The sequence below is a fragment of the Streptomyces dengpaensis genome (assembly GCF_002946835.1).
GTDB classification, from domain to species: domain Bacteria; phylum Actinomycetota; class Actinomycetes; order Streptomycetales; family Streptomycetaceae; genus Streptomyces; species Streptomyces dengpaensis.
This window is the reverse complement of record NZ_CP026652.1, coordinates 1,662,646-1,681,244: the sequence shown is the minus strand read 5'-3', so window position 1 is coordinate 1,681,244 and position 18,599 is coordinate 1,662,646. Positions and strand designations below refer to the sequence as shown.

Annotated in this window: 20 protein-coding genes; 2 read left to right on the top strand and 18 right to left on the bottom strand. The window is 70.3% G+C overall.

The window, feature by feature from the left end; translation table 11 throughout:
* Positions 1-236: 236 nt before the first annotated feature.
* The 9 genes from C4B68_RS07780 to C4B68_RS43055 all read right to left on the bottom strand — a co-directional run bounded on the left by C4B68_RS07780 (position 237) and on the right by C4B68_RS43055 (position 7,841).
* Positions 237-2,033, bottom strand: coding sequence for a type IV secretory system conjugative DNA transfer family protein (locus C4B68_RS07780; RefSeq protein WP_099498663.1), 1,797 nt, complete (start codon positions 2,031-2,033; stop codon positions 237-239).
* A gap of 49 nt (positions 2,034-2,082) precedes the next feature.
* Entirely contained in the window at positions 2,083-2,841 is a 759-nt protein-coding gene (locus tag C4B68_RS07775) for an SPDY domain-containing protein (protein ID WP_306510891.1), read from the bottom strand.
* 5 nt (positions 2,842-2,846) lie between these two features.
* The gene (locus C4B68_RS07770; RefSeq protein WP_240634242.1) at positions 2,847-3,446 is read right to left on the bottom strand and encodes a hypothetical protein; all 600 of its coding nucleotides are present in this window, start codon (positions 3,444-3,446) and stop codon (positions 2,847-2,849) included.
* Between the two features lie 64 nt (positions 3,447-3,510).
* Positions 3,511-4,326 (bottom strand): SPDY domain-containing protein, encoded by an 816-nt coding sequence (locus C4B68_RS07765; RefSeq protein WP_099498661.1) that lies wholly within the window; start codon positions 4,324-4,326, stop codon positions 3,511-3,513.
* Positions 4,323-4,676 (bottom strand): hypothetical protein, encoded by a 354-nt coding sequence (locus tag C4B68_RS07760; protein WP_099498660.1) that lies wholly within the window; start codon positions 4,674-4,676, stop codon positions 4,323-4,325. The genes C4B68_RS07765 and C4B68_RS07760 overlap by 4 nt, the downstream gene beginning before the upstream one ends.
* A gap of 206 nt (positions 4,677-4,882) precedes the next feature.
* Positions 4,883-5,569 carry an SPDY domain-containing protein gene (locus C4B68_RS07755; protein WP_240634240.1) on the bottom strand — a complete coding sequence of 229 codons (687 nt, stop codon included), beginning with the start codon at positions 5,567-5,569 and terminating at the stop codon, positions 4,883-4,885.
* A complete protein-coding gene (locus tag C4B68_RS07750; RefSeq protein WP_099498659.1) occupies positions 5,566-6,372 on the bottom strand; it encodes an SPDY domain-containing protein in 807 nt (268 codons plus the stop codon). The genes C4B68_RS07755 and C4B68_RS07750 overlap by 4 nt, the downstream gene beginning before the upstream one ends.
* The gene (locus C4B68_RS07745; RefSeq protein WP_306510889.1) at positions 6,369-6,638 is read right to left on the bottom strand and encodes a hypothetical protein; all 270 of its coding nucleotides are present in this window, start codon (positions 6,636-6,638) and stop codon (positions 6,369-6,371) included. Before C4B68_RS07745 ends, C4B68_RS07750 begins: the two co-directional genes overlap by 4 nt.
* A 147-nt stretch (positions 6,639-6,785) precedes the next feature.
* Positions 6,786-7,841 (bottom strand): hypothetical protein, encoded by a 1,056-nt coding sequence (locus tag C4B68_RS43055; protein ID WP_240634238.1) that lies wholly within the window; start codon positions 7,839-7,841, stop codon positions 6,786-6,788.
* A 20-nt stretch (positions 7,842-7,861) separates the two neighbouring features.
* Here C4B68_RS43055 and C4B68_RS41270 point away from each other — a divergent pair, with 20 nt between their 5' ends.
* Together C4B68_RS41270 and C4B68_RS07735 are read left to right on the top strand one after the other, a co-directional pair.
* On the top strand, positions 7,862-8,455 hold the full coding sequence (locus tag C4B68_RS41270) for a hypothetical protein (RefSeq protein ID WP_143674211.1): 594 nt from the start codon (positions 7,862-7,864) through the stop codon (positions 8,453-8,455).
* Between the two features lie 102 nt (positions 8,456-8,557).
* A complete protein-coding gene (locus C4B68_RS07735) occupies positions 8,558-8,866 on the top strand; it encodes a hypothetical protein (protein WP_099498658.1) in 309 nt (102 codons plus the stop codon).
* Positions 8,867-9,053: 187 nt separating this feature from the next.
* Here the strand turns inward: C4B68_RS07735 and C4B68_RS07730 are convergent, their stop codons facing one another.
* The 9 genes from C4B68_RS07730 to C4B68_RS07680 all read right to left on the bottom strand — a co-directional run bounded on the left by C4B68_RS07730 (position 9,054) and on the right by C4B68_RS07680 (position 18,092).
* A complete protein-coding gene (locus C4B68_RS07730) occupies positions 9,054-9,812 on the bottom strand; it encodes a hypothetical protein (protein WP_099498657.1) in 759 nt (252 codons plus the stop codon).
* A 763-nt stretch (positions 9,813-10,575) separates the two neighbouring features.
* Positions 10,576-11,475 carry a hypothetical protein gene (locus C4B68_RS07720; protein ID WP_099498656.1) on the bottom strand — a complete coding sequence of 300 codons (900 nt, stop codon included), beginning with the start codon at positions 11,473-11,475 and terminating at the stop codon, positions 10,576-10,578.
* Positions 11,472-12,248 carry a hypothetical protein gene (locus tag C4B68_RS07715; RefSeq protein ID WP_240634237.1) on the bottom strand — a complete coding sequence of 259 codons (777 nt, stop codon included), beginning with the start codon at positions 12,246-12,248 and terminating at the stop codon, positions 11,472-11,474. Before C4B68_RS07715 ends, C4B68_RS07720 begins: the two co-directional genes overlap by 4 nt.
* Positions 12,245-12,661 (bottom strand): hypothetical protein, encoded by a 417-nt coding sequence (locus C4B68_RS07710; RefSeq protein ID WP_099498655.1) that lies wholly within the window; start codon positions 12,659-12,661, stop codon positions 12,245-12,247. The genes C4B68_RS07715 and C4B68_RS07710 overlap by 4 nt, the downstream gene beginning before the upstream one ends.
* A gap of 105 nt (positions 12,662-12,766) precedes the next feature.
* Complete coding sequence (locus tag C4B68_RS07705) at positions 12,767-13,252, bottom strand: hypothetical protein (RefSeq protein ID WP_373682168.1); 486 nt, start codon at positions 13,250-13,252, stop codon at positions 12,767-12,769.
* Between the two features lie 1,539 nt (positions 13,253-14,791).
* A complete protein-coding gene (locus C4B68_RS07695; RefSeq protein WP_099498654.1) occupies positions 14,792-15,193 on the bottom strand; it encodes a hypothetical protein in 402 nt (133 codons plus the stop codon).
* 68 nt (positions 15,194-15,261) lie between these two features.
* Positions 15,262-16,440: a hypothetical protein gene (locus C4B68_RS07690; RefSeq protein ID WP_099498653.1), complete on the bottom strand. Its 1,179-nt coding sequence runs from the start codon at positions 16,438-16,440 to the stop codon at positions 15,262-15,264.
* 52 nt (positions 16,441-16,492) lie between these two features.
* Positions 16,493-17,302, bottom strand: coding sequence for an SPDY domain-containing protein (locus C4B68_RS07685; protein WP_099498652.1), 810 nt, complete (start codon positions 17,300-17,302; stop codon positions 16,493-16,495).
* A gap of 52 nt (positions 17,303-17,354) precedes the next feature.
* Positions 17,355-18,092 carry a glycosyltransferase family 2 protein gene (locus C4B68_RS07680; RefSeq protein ID WP_167459296.1) on the bottom strand — a complete coding sequence of 246 codons (738 nt, stop codon included), beginning with the start codon at positions 18,090-18,092 and terminating at the stop codon, positions 17,355-17,357.
* Positions 18,093-18,599: the final 507 nt, after the last annotated feature.

The following is an 18,599-nucleotide window of genomic DNA, read 5'->3' as shown; positions in this document are numbered from 1 at the left end:
GTTGCCGCATTCCAGGCAGCAGCGGTGAGCGGGGTTCCAGTCGTCGGGGACGTCGTGGATCTGTGGCATGGGCGGTTCCAGGCGTGGTGGATCGTCTTGCTGGCCATATGTGGTGCGCGGCTTCGCCAAGCCCGGCCGATCGGCGCGGCGTTCGGGGCTCGCCGTGACCTCTGCACCGCCGGATCAGGCTCGGTACTGCCAGCGGGCTAAAGGTTGAGCGCGTCGTGGTGTCGCACTCATGCGGCCTTGCCGAAGTCGGACTGCTTCGGGGCGGCCTTGGCGACGGCACGCTCGGTGATGCCCTTGGACGCGCGGGCGGAGGCGGCGGACAGGTCGTCGGCGCCGGGCTCGAGATACCAGGGGCGCAGGTCGAGCATGGCCGCGCGCATGCCGGTGGCGAACGCGAGCGCGGTGCCCTTGGGCAGGGCGCGGATGGCGTCGGCGGCCAGGATCCGTTCCTGCCGCATGCTGACGGACGTGGACTTGCCGGACTCGGAGGTCGAGGTGGAGGTGGTCTCGACGTCGTGATCGCCGATCAGCCGGGAGAGCTTGTCGGCGAAGTCGGGGTCGTCGATTCCGGACCCGATGACCTTGATCGTGGAGGCGGACCACATGGCGTCCATGCCGGCGTCGCCCCAGACTTTCTGGCCCTGCCGGTAGCTCTGCAAGATCGTGACGGGGATGATCCCGCGACTGCCGAGGTGGGAGTACAGATCGGGCAAGTCCGAGATCTTGCAGACGTTCGCGGCCTCGTCGAGGATCGCCAGCATGGGCGGGTCGAGGCGTCCGCCGGCGCGTTCGGCTTGGGCGGTCGCGGCCCGCATTACGCTGTCCGCGCACGCGGCGATGAGGGCCGAGGCGCCGCCACCGCCGTCCTTCGACAACAGATAGAGCGTGTCCTTCGAGGTGACGAACTCGCTCGGCTTGAACTCGGCCACGTCCTTCTGCGGGGTCACCCACGCGGCGATCTCGCTGTTGAGCAGCGCGGCAGCGTACTGGCGGGCCGTCTCGTAGATCCCGTCGCGGGTCTCCGGCGGCCCCTCCACGGTCCCCTTCAACTGGGCCGCGACGGCGGCGAACCCGTGGTCCCGCAGGATGTCCAGCGGGGTCCGGTCGGCGGGGAAGGCCAGCCACTGCATCACGTCGGTGATCGGCCGCTCGGCCAGCGCAGCGGCCAGGAGCAACTGGCTGAGGATGTTGGACCCGGCCTTGGACCAGAAGTCGCCCTGCTGGGAGGCGTCGACGCTGGCGGCGAGGAAGTGGCCGGCGAGGCGGCCGGCGCCGTCGAGGGTCTTGGCGTCGGCGAGGGGGTTCCACCACATGGCCCGTTCGGCATGGGCGATCTGCTGCGGATCCATCGACCAGGTCCGGCCGACCGCCGCCCGCGCGTCGAGCGTCGCTGTGTAGGCGTCGCCCGCGGCCTTGTTGGAGGTGAGCAGGACGGGACCGGGTGCGTTGAGGATGGAAGGGATCGCCAGCGAGGTGGTCTTGCCGGAGCGCGGCGCCATGATGGCGACGGCGACGTCCTCGTACCCCATGCGCACTTCGTGCTTCGTGCCCTGGAGGTTGCCGAGCAGGATGCCGGTGTCGGCCGCGTCGATGTGCTTGGCGTCCTTCAGGCTCGGGCGCAGCGAACGCGCTTTGTTGGTGATGGCCTTGGACATGAGCGGTTCGATGTCCCGCTGCTTGGCCATCCCCGCGACGCGTTTCTTGCGCCTGCCGCTGGCGTCCTTGTGCCGCTTGTACAGCACGGCGGCGGTGATCCCGAGTGAGAGCAGTACGGCGCCGGGGAGGATGCGCGTGCCCCACAGCAGGGACGTTTCGCCGAGGTGGGGCCAAAGCTGATCGGGATGGAGCAGGGCCTGCACGGGCTGATAGGGCGCGCGGGGACCGGTGTCGGTGGCCCAGGCGGTGAGGTTGCCGCCCAGCCAGGCCAGGTTGGACAGCGGGACGGCGACGGCGAGGAGGGCGCCCAGGACGCGGAAGGCTATGTCGTAGCCGTCGGTGGACGAGGTGGAGGAGGGCTGGGGCAAGGGTTGTTCCAGGTACGTGGGGTGAGGAGTACGGCGTGCACGGGGCCGGTCAGCGGGTGCGACGCGGTGATGGGCTGGGAGGCACGGGCGGGGCAGCGGTCGCTGGACGGTGCCGGGCGGCGAGGGCGCTGACGCGTCGCTCCAGGGCGAAGGCGATGTCCGGCGCGGGGACGTGATGGAGGTGCACGGTCATGCGGTTGCGGGACCATCCCGGGACCCGTTGTGGATCACGAGTGATGGGGGTCTGGTCGGCGAGCGACTGCGTCACGGCGGTGATCAGGTGGGGCGGGGTGGTGCCGGTGAACACGGCTCGCCAGATCGTCGGGTCCTGGAACACCCCGGTTTCGATGTGCCACAGGTCGCTGCCGGGGGTGCCGAGCTGTTCGACGCGTGCGACGCCGTCGGGCGAGGCGAGGCCGCCGAGGTGGTGAGGTGTGACCCAGCCGGCCCCCCGCAGCGGGGCGAAGGGGTCGGGTGCTGTGGTGGGCGGACCGGATGGGTCGGTCAAGGCGTCGGTGAAGGCGGCGATGATCTCGACGGGAGTGCGGTTTTGAAAGGTGGCCGCCCAGCCGGGGTGATCTGCGGAACGCGCATGGCGGATGGTCCACCAGTCCGGCTCGTCCGGGGCAGGGTCCAGGCGGAGCTGGGTGAGCTGGTCCGGGCTGGTGAGCAGGACGCGCGGCATCAGCGGGTCGTGTCCGTAGCTCCAGCCGGAGGCACGGTGCAGCGGAACGGTGATCCACCCGGGGTCTCCACCGCCCGCGAGATGCCGCGGGGTGATGAAGGCTTGCTCGACGGTGTCGCTCACGGGCGTCACCTCCGGGCCGAAGACGACGCTGCGGCGGCCTTGGGCACGGGCAGCGCCGCGGCCGATAGCGGCGAGGACACCTGCGACTGATGCTGCGTGAGCGCGTTGACGGCGAAGAGTGCCTGCCCGTGGGTCGCCCACTGGTCGAGGTAGGACCAGGCTTCCGCGTAGCATTCGGCGAGCGGTTCCTCGAACGCCTTCGTTCCGGGCCTGGCGGTCTCGGGCAGTGCGCGGCGCACGGCGAGCCAGTCGTCGTGGACGGCGTACAGCAGCTGCGTGGCCTCGTGCAGCTCCCGCACCTGCCAGGCGTAGCGCCGGGTCCGGCCGGAGACGGGCAGCTGGGCGAGCTGCTGCTGGGCGACGTGCACCAGCTCGTCGGCGTGGTGGTATACCCGGCCGAAGGCGCTCAGGGTGTCGGAGTCGCGCTGCTGCGGGCGCCGGCCGTACGCGTTCTCGTCGTAGGGCTGGAACGCCTCCGGGCCGGAGTGCTTGTCGTAGTAGGCGTCCCAGGCGGCGAGGATCTGCCTGCTGTGCCGCAGGTAGATGGCGAGTTGGCTCAGGTAGAGCCGGTGCGCCGGGCTCGCGGGTTCAAGTGAAATGGTCAAGAGGGGCCTTTGGGCGTGCAGTTCTGATGGAAGCGCGGCGCGGTGGGGCGTGGGTACGCGCGGTTCAGCGGCCCCGTGCCGCCGCAGCCGTCTCGGTGGCAGGTGCCGGCGCGGGGCGGGTGTTCGGCGCGGCGCTCGGGCGGGCCTTGCGGACGGCGGCCCGGACGGCTTTGAGACGTGCGTCATGGGCGGCGGCCAGCTGCTCGCCCTGGGCGCCCCGTTCCACCTGGGTGACCAGGTGGGAGTGCGGGACGTCGTAGTGGCCGCGCGGCACGGGTGCGGGGTCGGTGAGGGCGGTGGCGAAGGCGGCGAGCAGGTGACGGGGGGTTCGGTCGTCGAAGTACGCGTGCCACAGCCGCTGGTGGCCGCCGAGCCCGGTGGGGAGCGCGACGTCGGCGGTCCAGCTGAAGTAGTCGCTGGTCAGCGTCGCCCGCCGTTCCATGGTGGTGACGCCGTCCGGGTGGCGCGCACTGTCGTTGCCCCGCTCGTCGCGCTCGTGGATCCAGCCCGCTGCTTGCAGTGTCGGCCACACGTCCTGCTCCGCGGCCGGTGCGGGGAGCAGGAGGGCGTCGGTGAATCCGGCGATGATCTCGGCGGGCGTGTTGCCGCCGAACGACGCATGCCAGCGCTCCGAGGAGATCCGCCACCAGGAGGAGTACGTGTCCGCAGCGGGCTCGAGCACGAGCGTGTGACGGTAATCGGGGCTGGCCAGAACGACGTGGGGGAACTCCGGGTCGGCGTAGTTCTTCCAGCCGCCGGCCCGCAGTGCCTGGGTGACATGGCGCGGGTCGCCGGGCCCGGCGAGATGACGGGGGCTGGTGTCGAACCAGATCCGGGACCAGGGGTCGTCGGCCTTGCTGGCGATGTAGGGGAGGGTCACGACGTCGTCGGCGAACCTGCGGGCTCGAATGCGTGGCCGTTCAGGCGCTGCACGTCCCAGTGCAGGACATGCCAGTCCGTGGCCTCCTGGGCGGCTTCCCGGAGCCCGGTGATGACCAGGCGGATCTCGTCGGTCTCGGGGCTGGTGGCCTGCTGGGCGACGAGGCGGGCGGCGCTGCGCAGGACGTCGCCGAGCAGGATGGGGACGCCGGTGGCCTCGTCGAGGAGGCTGGCGAGCAGCGGCAGCACATCGGATACGGGCGGGTTGGCGCGCAGGTAGTCCTTGACCAGGGCCAGGGTGGCGGTCGCCTGCGCGACCTGGTCGTCGCGGGGAACACAGGGGTGGGGCATCAACGTCCTTGCGTGAAGGGGAAATTAGGGGGGGCGGTCGTCTTGGGCGGGCGCGGGGTCAGCAGTGCGTGCGGTGGCGTGGCGGCCCCTGAGCAGGGGGCGGTGTCGGCGGGGACTGTTCGATGGGGCCGCGGCGCTGAACGTCTTTGAGCCGCTGCAGGTGGCGCAGGCGGTGCTGTTGCGGTGTGCCGAGGCTCCGGTGGGAGTCAGAGGAAGCCGAAGGCGGAGCCCGGTGTCTGTCCCTCGCCGCGGAGCAGCGGGGCGGGATCGGTGAGCGCGGCGACGAACCCCGTGAGCGCGGCGGGCGGAGCGGCTTCGTCGATGGAGGCGTTCCAGATCCACCGGTGCCGTCCGTCGGAACGCGGTACGGAGACCTGGACCGTCCAGCGCCAGATGGGTGTTTCGGCGAGGGAGGAGACGCGGGCCAGGCAGGCGGTCTCATCCGGGGACAGAGCGGCCCGCTCGCTGCCGGCCAGCTGCATGGCCCGCCCCCGGTCGGCGGCAAGGCGCCACAGATCTGCCTCTTGTGGCCGTGGGCCTGCGCTGTTCAGGGCGTCGGTGAAGCCCGCGATGATCTCCACAGGCGTGTTGCCGCCGAACTGGGCAGACCACGCACGGTCCTCTGCCGGGTGGATGCGCCAGGAGGCCATGAACTCGTCGGCCTCGGGTTCCAGCGTGAGGTGCAGCCGGTGGTCGGGACTGTCCAGCAGGACATGCGGATAGCCAGGCACCGAATGGTTGCTCCACCCGGAAGCGAGCAGGTACTCGGTCACGTGCCGCGGGTCGCCGCCACCGGCCAGATGCCGTGGTGTGACCTCGTCCAGCCATCGGACGTGGTTGAACTGGTGAAGGGTCGGGCCGTTGACGCGGGAGTAGAAGCGTTCGTGGCTCACCGCATCCGCCCCGACTTGGCGTACGGGCGTGCGCCCGGTCCAGGCGTGCGGGCCTTGTTGGTGGCGAAGGCGTTGCCCGCCCAGGTAGCGGCACGGGCCGCAGCGATCCGGGCCTGCTGCCACGCGCCGAGCTGGGACGGCAGGACGGACACGGAGGTGGTGCGGATCCGCTGGGAGAGCGGGACGTGGCCAAGCGGCCGCATCACCGGCTGCGGATCCGCGAGCGCCGTGCTGAACGCCTGCACCAAGTGCATCGGGGTGGTCGGCGTGAACGTCGCCTCCCACACCCGGCCGTGTTCATTGCGGGCGCCGGCCCACCAGTGTGCTTGGCCGGGGCCGGACTGGTGGAAGCGGACGAAGGCATCTCCGTCCGGGCTGTGGGCGGTGAAGTGCTGGCCTCGCTCGGTAACCCAGCCCTGTTGCTGCAGGGGCTCCCACACGTTGGGGGCGTGCGCCTTGCGTTCCTTGAACAGGGCGTCGGTGACACCGGCGACGATTTCGACGGGAGTCTGCCGGCCGAAGGTGGCGTGCCACGCTTCCTGGTGCGCGGTCTGCTTCCCGCTGATCGTCCAGCCGCCGGGCTGGGTGAACGGGTCATATCCGATGCGCACGGACTTGTCTGGGCTGTCGAAGACGGCCGGTCGGCCGCTCTTGGACTTGTCCTTCCATCCGGAGGCGCGCAGGTACTCGGTGACGTAGCGCAGGTCGCCGCCACCTGCGAGATGACGGGGCTCGACGAGGTAGTGCTGCTGGGCCTGCTGATCGGCGGAGCCCCGGCCGGCCCACTGCCTGTTCTGTCTCACCGGTGCCGCCTGACGACCATCGCCGATCCGGCGGGCGGCGCCACCGGGCCGGTGGACGGGACGGCGGGCGTGGCGAGCTGTTTCATCGTGCCGGTGTGCTCGTTGAGGTCCTCGTTGATGTTGTCGAGTTCATTGGCCGCGCGGCCCAGGGCCAGCCACACCTCGGGAGGCAGGTTGCCCCGCTGAGAGTGGTCCTGGGCGTAGCGGGATGCGGCGGCGACCAGTTCGGTGACTCGTCCGAGCACGCCCGCGTCGTAGTCGAGCACCCTGCCGAGAATCTGTGCAGTCTCGTGCGGGCGACAGGTCCAAGAGCTGTGTGAGTCGGTCGAGTTGGCGCCAGATGTCGTCGGCGAGCCGTACCGAGGAGAGGGACGGGTTGGGCATGAGCCTCCTGAACAGGCCGGATTTGGTTGCTAGTCGTGGTGGCAGATGCGGTAACTGTCGACGAGCAGGAACATGTCCCGGCGTCGGGCTTCGTCGAGGGCGGCCTCGGGGTGCCCGCCGGCCAGCGGGTTGGTCCGGGTGCGGCTGCCGGTGGTGATGGCGCGCAGGTAGCGGCGGAACAGGGCGGTGGCCAGGCGGGGTTTGCGGTCGGCGGTTATGGGTGGCGGTCTGCGGTCGGTGTCGTGGGTGACGGGAACTCCAGGCGAGGGCGGGGCCGGCCCCGTAGGAAAGAGCCGGTGCGGTGGGTGGTCAGTGCGTACGGCGAGGGCGCGGCGCGGGCGGGGCAGCCACCACGGGCGCGGATGCCGGTGCTCGGGCTGAGGATGCGGCGAGGGCGGCGCGGTAGGCGGTGCCGCCGAAGAGGCCCGCATCGATGGAGACACCAGCGGGGCTCCTCTCGATCGGGGCTCACCGCCGACGGGATACGGCCGGACTGCCGTGAGGGCGGGGCGGGCAGCGGACGCGGTTGCGGTGTTCGGTGCGGCTGCGGTGCTGGGCTGGCTGCGCACCGCCTGTGCGGCCTGCTGATAGGCGGCGGCGTTCCAGACGGCGTTGGTGATGTTGACGAGGTATCCGGCGACGAGCAGCGAGGGCACGGCGCTGGCGGCGAGCTGCTTCTTCTCGTTCTCCGTGAGGTGGGCGGGGACCTCGTGCCAGACATAGACGGGGCCGACCGTCACCAGGGTCTTGCGTTCGAAGCCGAGGCTGTCGAGCAGGGCCAGGAGTTGTTCGGGTGCACCGGTGGGGGTGTCGGCGTGGACCGTGTCGGTCAGCGGTTTGATGTAGATCTCGACGTCGGTGCCTTCGTCGGCGGCACGGTTTCCCACGTACGGGGTGCTCCTGTTCAGGGGGTTGGGCCAGCGCCGTCGAACGGCGGGTGCGGGCAGTGGCGAGGGCGCTGTGGACACTGGACCGGGGTGGGTCTGCGGCGCGGGCCCCGAGCGGTCGGCGTGGTTGCGGACCTGCTCGGTCTGCCAGGTGAGGACGGACAGGTTGTTGACGATGTCCCCCAGCTGGATCGCCATCTGAGGGTCGCGCCGGTGTCGTGAAGGCGCCGGCTCCACGACGCCGAGGTCGCTATCAACGACTGCGCGAGGCGGGGCAGCAGGCCGTCATTGGGTGCCGCTATCTCGGTCAGGACCGCCGCGACCTGGCGGTCGTCGGCGGCGTCACTGCCGAGTTGGGTGAGCTTTTCGAGATGGCGGTGGGCGGCGTGCCGGTCGCTTCCCTGGGTGGTGAGGGTGTTGAGCGTCGGGGCGAGGTGGACGCTGTATCCGGCCAGCAGCAGGGCATGGGCTGCGGCGGTGGCACCCTGCCGCTGCTCCTCGACGGGCAGGGTGTGAGACAGACGGTGGTAGTCGCCGCGGGGGCCGGGGGCGGAATGGAAGCCGCCGGCGGTCTGCAGGAGGCCGGCCGCGCGTTGGTCGCCCCCGATGGCGACGACCAGCGTGGTGCCCTTCTGTATGGCTACTGGCCCGTAGTCGTTGGCGTTGCGCGGGTTGTGGCTGACCAGAAAGGCGGAGGTGCCCGCGCGCAGCGCGACAGGTGTCGCGCACGTATTCGACGTTGCGTTCTTGCTTCCCTTGTATCGCGCGGTTGCCGGGACAGCTGGAAGGCTCCGGGTGGCCGCGCCGTCTAGGCCGTTTCGTTTGGATCATCGCCCAGTTCGCTGCTTGGGGCCGGTCAGGGCGTGGCAGGATCAGTTACAGCCTGTGAGATCCCGACGACAAAGGGGAAGACCATGACCGACAAGCAGACTTCGTCGGAAGACGGCGGACTCATCAGGCCGGTGGAGGATGTCGACCCCGCAGATGTGGGGATGCTCTCCCTGCACTACAGGGACGGCGTCGCGGTGCTCATTGCCCATGGAGGCACTGCGGTTCCGGCACTGCTTGCCGTGGAAGACGGGACCGGTCGCACCATCGCGAACTACACCGCAGGAGCCGCCGCAAGCACTCGGCCTATCAACCCGAGCGATGCTGAGGGCATCACGGCACGCACCTTCGACTCCCTCAAGTACGTGTTCGAGTATGACCCCGACCAGGACTGACGCGCGGTCATTCTGTCCCGCCCTGACGTGCACGACACCCCTACAGCGGCTGTCTCACTCGGGTGAGTGGACCTGCGAACTGCGACAGTGCACGACGTGCTTGGCACCCCAACAGAAGACTTCGGGTCCCGGGTGATGGTGACGTACTTCAGGACGAGGAAGACTGGCTCGTCCTCGTGCGGGCGGGTCACCGGCTCCGGTGCGGGGAAGTGACCGGCGGGCTCGGCGGCGCGACCGCGGTGGTGCCCAGCGCAGGCCGGGCCTTCCGGGTGGGCAGCACGACGCCGATGCCCAGCTCGGACAGGCGGTGGCTGGCGGCCTGTACGGACGCGGCCTGGCGTGCGGAGTTGTCGCCGGACAGGACGAAGGCGTCGCTTTCCGAGTCGAAGGCGAAGCCGTAGTCGGTCAGAGCCTGGGCGACGTCGGCGCGGTCGGGCTTGTCGACGACGAGGGCGTCGCCGGACCAGGTCATCACCACGCGTTCCGGCTCGGCGGCCGTTCGTGCCGCGAGGCGGGCGGCGTTGTTGCGGACGTGGGCGAGGGCCTTGTCGTAGCGGGGCAGCAGGTCGTAGTGGATGTCCTCGGCGGCGCTGAACGGGTCGGCGGCCACCGCGATTCCGTCGGGCTCACGGACGCCACGGAATGCTTCGTCCGGTACGTCGGTGGGGGCCATGGCGGCGATCAGGTAGCCCTCGCCCTGCCCCAGCGGGTCCGTGACGAACAGGCGGGTGCCGTCGTCGCGGGTCAGCACGGCGCAGTGTTCCACGGTGCGCTTGGCCAGGGCGTCGGCGACCTCGTTCATGTCCCATACGCGGTCGGTGAGGGTGTGGTGGACGTTGTTGCCGCCGCGGTCCAGGTGGTACGTGCTGGTCCAGGCGCCGGGCAGTTCGTCGGCGAGGACAGCGGCGAACGAGCCGAGAGAGGTGTCGGGGGTGGGGGCGTGCATGGTCTCCTCGGTGGGGAAGGGAGCGGGGATAGCGCCGCCGGTGTGCGGGGGCTGCTGGGGCGGGTGCGGCGGCGGAAGTGGTGGCCAGTCGCGGCGGGGGCGGTGGACAGGCGCAGACGGCGGAGGCTTCGCGTTCGTCAGGACCGACTTCGGCGGTGCACGCTCGGCGCTGGGGATGGTCCTGGTGCCGGTCGGCGAGGTCGTTGCGCATGTGGGTGAGGTCGGACCGGATGACGCCGAGCCGGTGTTCGGTGAGGTACTGCAGCCGTTTCGCGGTGTGCGGGTCCGGGGCCTGGCCCAGGTAGAAGGCGGTGGTCGCGGTGAGGACTTCGCCCAGGGCGATGAGCACTCCGTCGTGGGCGGCGATCAGTTCGGCCAGTGCGTCGGCGACCTCGTCGCTCGTGGTGGCTTCACGGATTCGTTCGGCGAGGTGCGCGACTTGCGAGCCGAGCGGCAGGTAGTGCGCTTCGCGCGTCGCGGTGTCGAAGGCGTCGTCGGTATCGACGTGGTAGCTGACGGCGCGCAGCCGGGCCACCGCACGGATGGCGAGATGTTTCTCCTCGGCGGCGTCGAGACCGGTGGGCAGGCGGTGATAGGTCTCGTGGAGGCGGACGACGGGGACGAAGCCGGTGCGCTGAAGGATGCTGTGGGCTTCCGGATCGCCGCCGCGGGCGAGGACTTCTCCGGAGTGCACGTCGCGCCCCAGGGTCAGGAAGCGATCGGCAAGGGCCAAGAAGACGGTTCCTTCAGTCGGGTCAGTGGGTCAGCCGGGCGCCGGGCGTGGGAGGCGCGGCAGCCATCCGGTCGAAGGGGGCGTGGGCCGTGGCGTGGCGGGCAGGGCGGCGGCGGTGGCGTCGAGGTCCTGCTGGATGCTGTGCAAGCGGCGGGCGATCAGCTCCAGTTGGTGTGCTGCGGCCGGGCCGTAGGCGTGCGGGAGATGGTCGAGTCGGTGGGCCGTGTGCTCGACGAGGCCGCGCACGGTGGCCAGCGGTCCCGTGTTCTCGTCGGAGAGCTGCCGCAGCAGCCCGGCGAGTTGCGTGGTGGCGTCGGCCGCGCCGGGTGAAGCGTCGTTGGCCGACGCGGTGGAGCGCTGCGCGAACCGGGCACGCTGCTCGGGATCCGGGCCGCCGCCCTGGGGAGAGCGGAGGTTCAGCTCGGCCTCGATGCGCCGGCTCTCGGTGGCCAGGAGCGCGGGCAGCTGGTGGTGCTGCGCGGTCCAGGTGTCGTCCGGCCGGATGAGGTTGGCGAGGAGATCGAGACGACCGGGCTGTGCCTGCACGGCGATCCAGCGGCAGCCGTTCTCGCCCCCGGGCCGCTGGATGCCTGCGACGCGGGCGATGCGGTGGGCGATCTCGGCCCACTCGGATCCGGTGAGGTCGCGGTCGTCGGGGTGCAGGAGCACGTCCGCGTGCCAGATGGCACGGCGGTCGTTCTGCGGACTGGCCACGAAGGGGTGCTGCCAGTTGGGGTCGTCCAGATGCTCGGCCCACTCGGCGGACGTCCAGGTCTTCTGCTCGTCATCGAGGGTGTAGTAGTCCAGCCCCGGCCAGTGGGCGACCACTGTTTGATCGGTCAGCCCTTCTTGGTCGCTGACCGGTCGGCCGAGGGCTTCGGTAAGCGGCTCGTTGGGGCTGATGTCGCGTGGATGGATACGGATGATCATTGTGAGGTGGGCTTCCCGCCCGGATGCGGGAGTTGGGTCAGGTCGTACGCGGCGGTGATCAGTGCGTGTTCGCGCACCAGGTCGGCGTGGACAGCGAGTTCGCCGGACGGAAGGAGTTCCAGGGCCCGCTCGATGGCCCTGTGCGCCTGGCGGAAGCGGCCCAGCGCGCGCAGCGCTGACGCCTTTCGGAACTGCGCGATCGGATCGTCCTCGCCACCGTGCGGCAGTCGGTCCACGAGCGCGAGCAGCGCGTCCGCGCGGCCGGGAAGCAGACCGCCCAGCCACACCCCGTGCAGCAGGACGTGCAGCGTCTTGGGGTGATCCGCTGCCGTGTTGAGGACTCGCTCCATCACGGCCAGACCATCCGAGCGGGACTGACCCAGGCGCGCGAAGGCGTACAAGGCCCAGCTGTACGGGTCCGCATTCAGCTCCGGCAGCAGCACCTGGTTCACCAGGGATTCGATGGAGCGGCAGCGGAAGTCGTAACGCAGTGCGCTCAGGTAGAGGTGTCGGTGCGTCCGCCAGATGACCGGGCCGGGCCCGGGGTCGGTGACGTCCTCGGGGGCGAGCAGTACCAGCGCACTGTTCCCGGCGGCGCGGGCCTGCCAGGCGACATCGGCACACACCTCGGCCGACTCCTGCCACGTCGCGTCCAGCTCACGGAGGGCCTCAGCCAGGCGTGCCGGCCACTGGGTCCCGGAGATCGCCTCGATGGCGACCGACGCCACACGGGACAGGTCCGCGGTGCGCTCCGGGCTGACGGTGCGGTTCACCGCCCCACTCGGGCGTCGGCGACGTGCACCACCTGATTGAGGTGGTTGACCGAGTACCAGCCGCAGTCCACATCCTCTTCGGCGCCGGCCAGGCGCGGCACGAGATAAGTCCGCAGCGCCTGCCGGTAGATGAGGCAGTCCGGGCAGCGGCTGGAGAGATGGACGAGGTAGCGCGGGTGAGCCGTGAGGTACGTGCGCTCGCCGCCGGCCGGGTCGTACAGCCGCCACCCGTCCTCGTCGGTCGGCGTGTGCCACGAGGGCGTGACGACCTTGAAGGCGTCTCCCCACAGCTCGCTGCCGGAGGTGCCCTTGAGGATCACGACCTGGTCGCCGGGCCAGAAGTGGGCGTGGGTGACGTCCCGTTCGGGGGTGACGATGTCACCAGGGGCATGCGAATGGCGGGAAACGGGCACAGCAGGAGGTTCCTTCCACGAGGCGCAGGGAGGCGGTGGGAGGAACAAGGATCCGGACGATCCCCGGTTTCGGTAACCGGGGATCGTCCGGTATAGACCTCGTCTCTACCGGAACGGGTTCTCCGTTCCGACGTCGTCACTGGTGGCGGCGTCCAGGAGTTCGGGCAGGTCAGAGCCCTCGGCGTCACGCTGATCGAGCCACCACCCGGCGCGGGTGACGGTGCGGATGGTGTCCTCCAGGACAGCCCAGTCGGCCTCACCCCAGCTGCCCTCAGTCACCAGCGCGCTGTACGCGGCGGTCACCAGTTCGTGGCGGGAGCGCTCCCCCCAGGCGAGGGCCTTCGCGGGTCCTTCGAGCGGCGGCATGTCGAACTTCTCGGCCCACTCGGCGGCGGCCTGCTGCTCCTTGGCGCGCTTGGTGGCCAGCCACTCCTCCTTGCCGGCGCTGTCCTGGTCGCGGGCGGCCTGCCAGCAGTCGGTGCAGTCGCGTCCCTCCAGCCAACGGGCGAAGGAGGCGCGCCGGTCGGCAGGCCGGTCGGACAGGTCGTGCGTGATCTCGTGACCACAGGTGTGCTGAACGGTCCACTTCATACGGACGGTCATAAAACTCCAGGTAGTTGTGGGGAATCGGGGCGGTGCACGGGTGCCGTCGAACGTGGCGGACGGCACCAGGCCCGGCACAGGTGTGATGAGGACAGCGGCGGTCGAGGTGCCTCGGGCGAAGGGTGCAAGAACTCAAGGACTGTGACCTGTGACAGGTCGCGGAAGGGGTCCCGAAACTGGATGCGCGGGCGTCCGGACCGGTGATTGACGCTTAAGACTTGCAGGAAACCTTGGGTGACCTGCGGGTCCGGTCTAAAGCTGGTATTGATTTCGCCGGTGGGGGCGGTGGGTGGCCCATTCACTAATTTACTCAACCGTCTACGGCGCGGTTAGAGCTCGCGTGTCTAGCGGCGAGTCGGCCACCCCTCGGGATGGTAAGTTGATCCCTGGATAAGCCCTTTTCCGGGCATGAATCGGAAGGGGGTGATAGACGTGACCCTGGACAACGAGGAGTCGAGCGAGAGGTCGAGGACCCGGCGCAGCCTGCGCCGGCTTCGACGCTTGAGGGCTGTGGTCCTCATGGCGCAACTCGGGCTGATCACTGTGCGCTTCGCGCAAGTGGTCAAGTCTTGGCTGCTGTAACCAGGGTGCCCGCGTAGGAGCCCGCACGCAGCGGACTCCTACGCGGCATCCACGTCAACCCTGGCGGGGTCTGTACTGGTTGGAGGCCGGGCAGGCCCCGCCGTCATTGTGGATGACTCTTAAGACTCTACCACTGAAGCGATTTCGCGGGAGTGGAAATACGGCTCGGAATTTCCCGCCGTGTCACCGAAATGGGCGATGCGATTTTGTGCGGGTGTCCCTGTATTTTGCTTTGCGGGGCGTCAAATGCTGGAGGCGGGGGCTGGACTTTTTGCCTCGGTCGCTCAAATGCGTGACGGGTAATGCTCGGCGCCGGTATTTCGTGACGGCTTGCGTCGCTCACCACGGAGCGTGCTGTGGCGAGGGAGAGATCCTGCGGATGTCCGCAGGTCCGGCTGGTGGCCGCGCGGCCGGGTCGGCTCGCGGAGCCTGGCGCGGCCGTAGAGCGGTGATCACCCATTTGGGTGGTGGTCATTCAATTCCGCCCAGGGTGCGGGGTTTTCGTCCCTGACCTGCTGAAACGACTGCATCCGGGGCTGGCGTGGGCATATGCATCACCGTCGTTCCTGCGTGGCAGTGCGTACCGGCGGTAGGGGTTCAGCGCCCGGACCGTCTCGGGGTGGTGGGTGGCGGAGGCTGGGTTGTTATCGCCGTCGCGCGGTGTGGTGCCGACGGCGCGGCGGGAGCAGACGGCGGCGCGTTACGCAGGTCTGAATCGAGGTCGACGGTGTACCGGGCTGCGGTGAGCATCTCCGCCGCCCAGGTGGCGTGTTCGTTCTCCCAGCGGCGGCCCAGGTCGAACGGCAGCCGGATCCATACGCCCGCGCAGTGTGGGATAGGTGTCGAACCCGGCCCGGGCCAGGAGGCTCGCGGCGAGGGCGTCGACCGGGCCGTCAACTTCGACTTCGCCGCCCTGGCCACGGGTGATGCGGATCGCTGGGTCGCTCATCGGCTCCGCCCCTTTCCGGCTGCCTGGGCTCGGCCGCCCACGGGTATGGCGGCGGACTGCGGGAGAAACTCGGGGAGCGTGGGTGCCGGGGCGGTGGGCCGCTGCGGGGAGCGGGTGGCCGCCGCCTGCGCGATGCGGTTGCGTCGCTCCATCAGGCCGTTGCGCACGGCCGGTTGCGGCGGGCCGGCGGTGCGGGCGGGGTCGAGGGGGAGGTCGGCCTGCACCTCGTAGCCCTGTCGGCGCAGGTCGAGGACGGCCTGGCGGGTACGACGGATGCCGTCCTGTTCGGGGTGGGTGAGCCGGTACAGGCCCGGAGTGTCGGGGACGGGCTCGAACTGTTCATGGACGAGGAACCAGTCGGCGAGGTGCGCGGGGATGTTCGCGGTGGCGGTGGCCACGAAGCCGTGGTCGGGGTGGGCGCCGAAGCGGAAGTGGTCGGACAGAGACGAATCCCTTCTGTGCGGGGTCAGCGGATTGCTGCGCGGGGCGAGGGCGGTGGCGTGGGCCGGGCGGTGAGCAGCCGCGGGCTGGGCGCGGACAGAGCCGCCGGCCCGCCCGGTACGGCGGCGCGGGCCTGACGCTCGAAGGCTTCGCTGTCGGCGAGCCACGTCTCGATGGCCGGCAGGACGGCGAGACCGAGCTGCCCGCGGACCTGGCGCCATTCGTGGGCCGGCAGCGTCCGGGGGATCGAGTACAGCTCGTGCCGCATGTCGTTCCACTCGTTCCAGGCGCCCTGGCTGTTGGCGAGCGCCTCGCGTAGGCGGGTCAGTGCTGCGGCGTCCTGGGGCCAGGGGGTGGCGGTGGGACGGCATCGGGCGAGCAGGACCGGCGAGTGCTCGAGAACCTCGCGGTAGGACAGCCAGGCGTGGTCGGCGAAGTCCCGTTCCATTCCCACGATCAGGCGCGAGTCGCTGAGCGGCATACCGTCGCTGTAACGGCCGGAGTCCTTGATCGCCTGGAGAGTCTGGTGTTCTTCCCGGATGCGGTCCAGCGATCTCAGGACGGTGTTCAGGTCCTGGTTGTGCAGTGCGCGACGGTAGGCCGGTAGGAACGTGTGCGCAATCGCGTGTGCGGCCAGGCCGGGATCGGCGGGCAGCACGATGCTGCGCGGCGTGGTGGGGTCATCGTGCGGGTCTTCCTGCTCTCGGTCGGTGAGAGCGCCGAGGAGGTAGCCGCTGCGGTGGCCGGGGCGTTCGATCAGCAGCAGTCCGGTGCCGGTGCTGTTCTTCAGCACGGACGCGAACGGGATGCGGCCCTCTTCCAGGGCCCGGTAGATGGCACCGGCTTCCCACAACATGGGCCAGAGGTCTTCCTGCCACAGCGGGTGGGAGTAGATCTCCAGTTCGGCGCTCCACGTGCCGGGCAGCTTGGCGGCGATCTCGGTGCCGATGTCGCCGAGGTAGGGCCGGCTGCTGGTGGTGATGGTGGCGCCGTGCTCGTGAGCGTGGTGCACCAGGGCGCTGGCGGTGTGCCGGGCGGCCTGCGGATCGGTCAGCGGGGAGACGAACGCACCGTTGGACAGGCGGCTGAATCCGGCTTCTTCCAGTGCCTGGTTGGCCTGCGGGTACTTCTCGCCGTGCGTGATGGCGACAAGGCCCAGGGTGTGGCTGGTGGTGAGGATGATCTCGGCGGAGGGGGTGGGCATCAAGGTCCAGGTGGGTCGAGCCCGCGGGCGAGTTCGTCGAGAGGGACGGGGCTCAGCGGGTCTTCGGGGTGCGCTTGGGCTCGGGGCTGCGCGGTGGTCCGTCGTGGGGAGGCTGCGCCGAGGGGCGAGGAGAGGGCGACGGAGCCCGTTGAATGGTGACCAGGGGGGCGACGACCGCGGGGACCGGAAAGGTCGTGGAGCGCAGGGTGGGCCGGGGATCGAGGGCCTCGGCGACGACCGCGTGCATGAGGAAGGGCGGCGTCTTGTCCGTGAGCGAGATGTCCCACAGGTGACCGAGGTCTTCCGGGGAGGCCGCCAGGTGCCAGGTGATGGATGCGTCCCCGTGGATGGGTGGCGTCGGCGAGTCCACGGCCCGGTTGACCACGGCAGCGTGACCGTCGTGCGAGATGAATCCGGAGAGCCCGGAGTCCTCGAAGTAGTTCCAGACGTCGGCGTCGACGTAGAGCTCCAGCAGGCCGTGTTCGGTGCCGATGCCGTAGACGACGTGATCCGGGTCGCTGGCCAGTTCGTGTGCCAGGGTGCTGATGAGTCGGGCGACGAGTTCGATCGGCACGTTGCCGGAGACGTCCGTCCGCCAGCGCTCGGGTGCTTCCTCGTCGGTGCGGGCTGAGATCACCAGGTGGGCGCCTTGGCCGACGGCTGACTGGTCGTGGCGGATCGTGATGCGCTGGCACGGGCTGGTGACGGTCACCGACGACTCGTCGGTGTGTGCGCTCCATGTGGAGTCCTCGGCGAAGACGTCCAGGAGCTGTCGGTGGTCGTTGGGGAGGCTGGCGGCCAGATAGCGGGGAGAGATGAGGATCTTCTCTCGCGGCCTGTCCTGGGCGGGGTCGGTGGGCATGGGCCTTCCGGTGGTCGGGGAGGGAGCGGAGCAGGGAAGGGGGGAGCCTCAACTACGCGGTGGAGGAGGCGGAATCGCGCAGCGAGAGCGATGCGGCGCGCAGGCTGGTGCCGAACCGATGGGCGAAGACCCGCGCGCTCGCTTCCAACTGGTCGTACGAGTCCTGCGCGGTCATCTGGCCGGCGTGCTTGCGGTAGCGGTAGACCGGAACGGGCAGCAGGACTCCCGGAGCGAGACAGGTGATCGCCAGGGCGCAGTAGTCCTCGCCCTGCACGAGTCCGCCCATGGGGGCCGCGCGCACCAGGTCGGTGCGGGCCAACAGGGTGGTGGGGCCGAGCGGGATGGTGTCGGCCGGGTCCTTCCAGTACCGCCAGACGTCGCCGGCCTCGTGCCGGCCCGGCGGCGTCGGGCACCGCCACAGGGTCGTGGCACCGTCCTCGTGCAGGTCCTGGCTGTATCCGGCGCACCAGCCCACCCCGGTCTGCTCCAGGGTGTGCAGGCGCAGTGCCATGGCCCAGTCGGTGAACTCGTCATCGTCATCGGCCCAGTTGACGTACTCGGTACGCACCTCATTGAGCGCCAGATTCCTCGCGCAGGCCGCACCGACCGGGCGCGGCAGGGCGAGGACGCGGACGCGGGCGTCGGCGGCAAGGGCGGCGGGAAGCCGGGCGGGGTCGGCGCCATCGAGGGCGACGATGGCCTCCCACGGGACGCTCTGCCGGCACAGGCTGGCATGCATGGCCGCGAGGAATGCAAGGCGGTCCGGGCGGAGTTGGGTGGCGATGACCACGGTGATCTTCGGGCGGGTGTACGAGGACAGAGGGTTCTCCGGGCGGGCGTCGGTCGGGGACGGGGCTGCCGGGGCTAGCGGCGGGCGGCCTTGCGGGGCGTCGGCGCCGGCGCGGACGCGAACGCGGTAGTGGACAGGCGCGGGCTGGTGCGCGGCGGGACGATCGGGGCCCGGGAATCCGGATGCCATACGCCCGGGTCGGCACGGATGCGGCTGCGCGGGTCGGTGTCCCACGCGACGACAGGGCCGCGGTCATACGCCTGCAGGGCGATCACTTCGATGCCGTGCGGGTGCAGGACGTAGCCCCAGTTCAGCCGGGACGCCGTCCGCTCCGTGTAGATCAGTGGTGGCTGGGTCGGGTGGGCCGGGTAGCGCTTGCCGCGATCGTCGGCCGGCGGCGAGTTGCTGGCGCAGGGCCTCGGGGGCTCCGTCGAGGAGGTCGGTGCCGAGGGAGGACCAGCCTTCTGGCGCGTCGTCGATGAGGTACGCGGCCAGGGCCTCGGTGTC

Excerpts from the sequence above, each read along its gene's own strand:
- C4B68_RS07760 (WP_099498660.1), bottom strand. The coding sequence starts at position 4,676 with ATGCCCCACCCCTGTGTTCCCCGCGACGACCAGGTCGCGCAGGCGACC.
- C4B68_RS43055 (WP_240634238.1), bottom strand. The coding sequence starts at position 7,841 with ATGGCGATCCAGCTGGGGGACATCGTCAACAACCTGTCCGTCCTCACC.
- C4B68_RS07735 (WP_099498658.1), top strand. The coding sequence starts at position 8,558 with ATGACCGACAAGCAGACTTCGTCGGAAGACGGCGGACTCATCAGGCCG.
- C4B68_RS07730 (WP_099498657.1), bottom strand. The coding sequence starts at position 9,812 with ATGCACGCCCCCACCCCCGACACCTCTCTCGGCTCGTTCGCCGCTGTC.
- C4B68_RS07720 (WP_099498656.1), bottom strand. The coding sequence starts at position 11,475 with ATGATCATCCGTATCCATCCACGCGACATCAGCCCCAACGAGCCGCTT.
- C4B68_RS07705 (WP_373682168.1), bottom strand. The coding sequence starts at position 13,252 with ATGAAGTGGACCGTTCAGCACACCTGTGGTCACGAGATCACGCACGAC.
- C4B68_RS07690 (WP_099498653.1), bottom strand. The coding sequence starts at position 16,440 with ATGCCCACCCCCTCCGCCGAGATCATCCTCACCACCAGCCACACCCTG.
- C4B68_RS07685 (WP_099498652.1), bottom strand. The coding sequence starts at position 17,302 with ATGCCCACCGACCCCGCCCAGGACAGGCCGCGAGAGAAGATCCTCATC.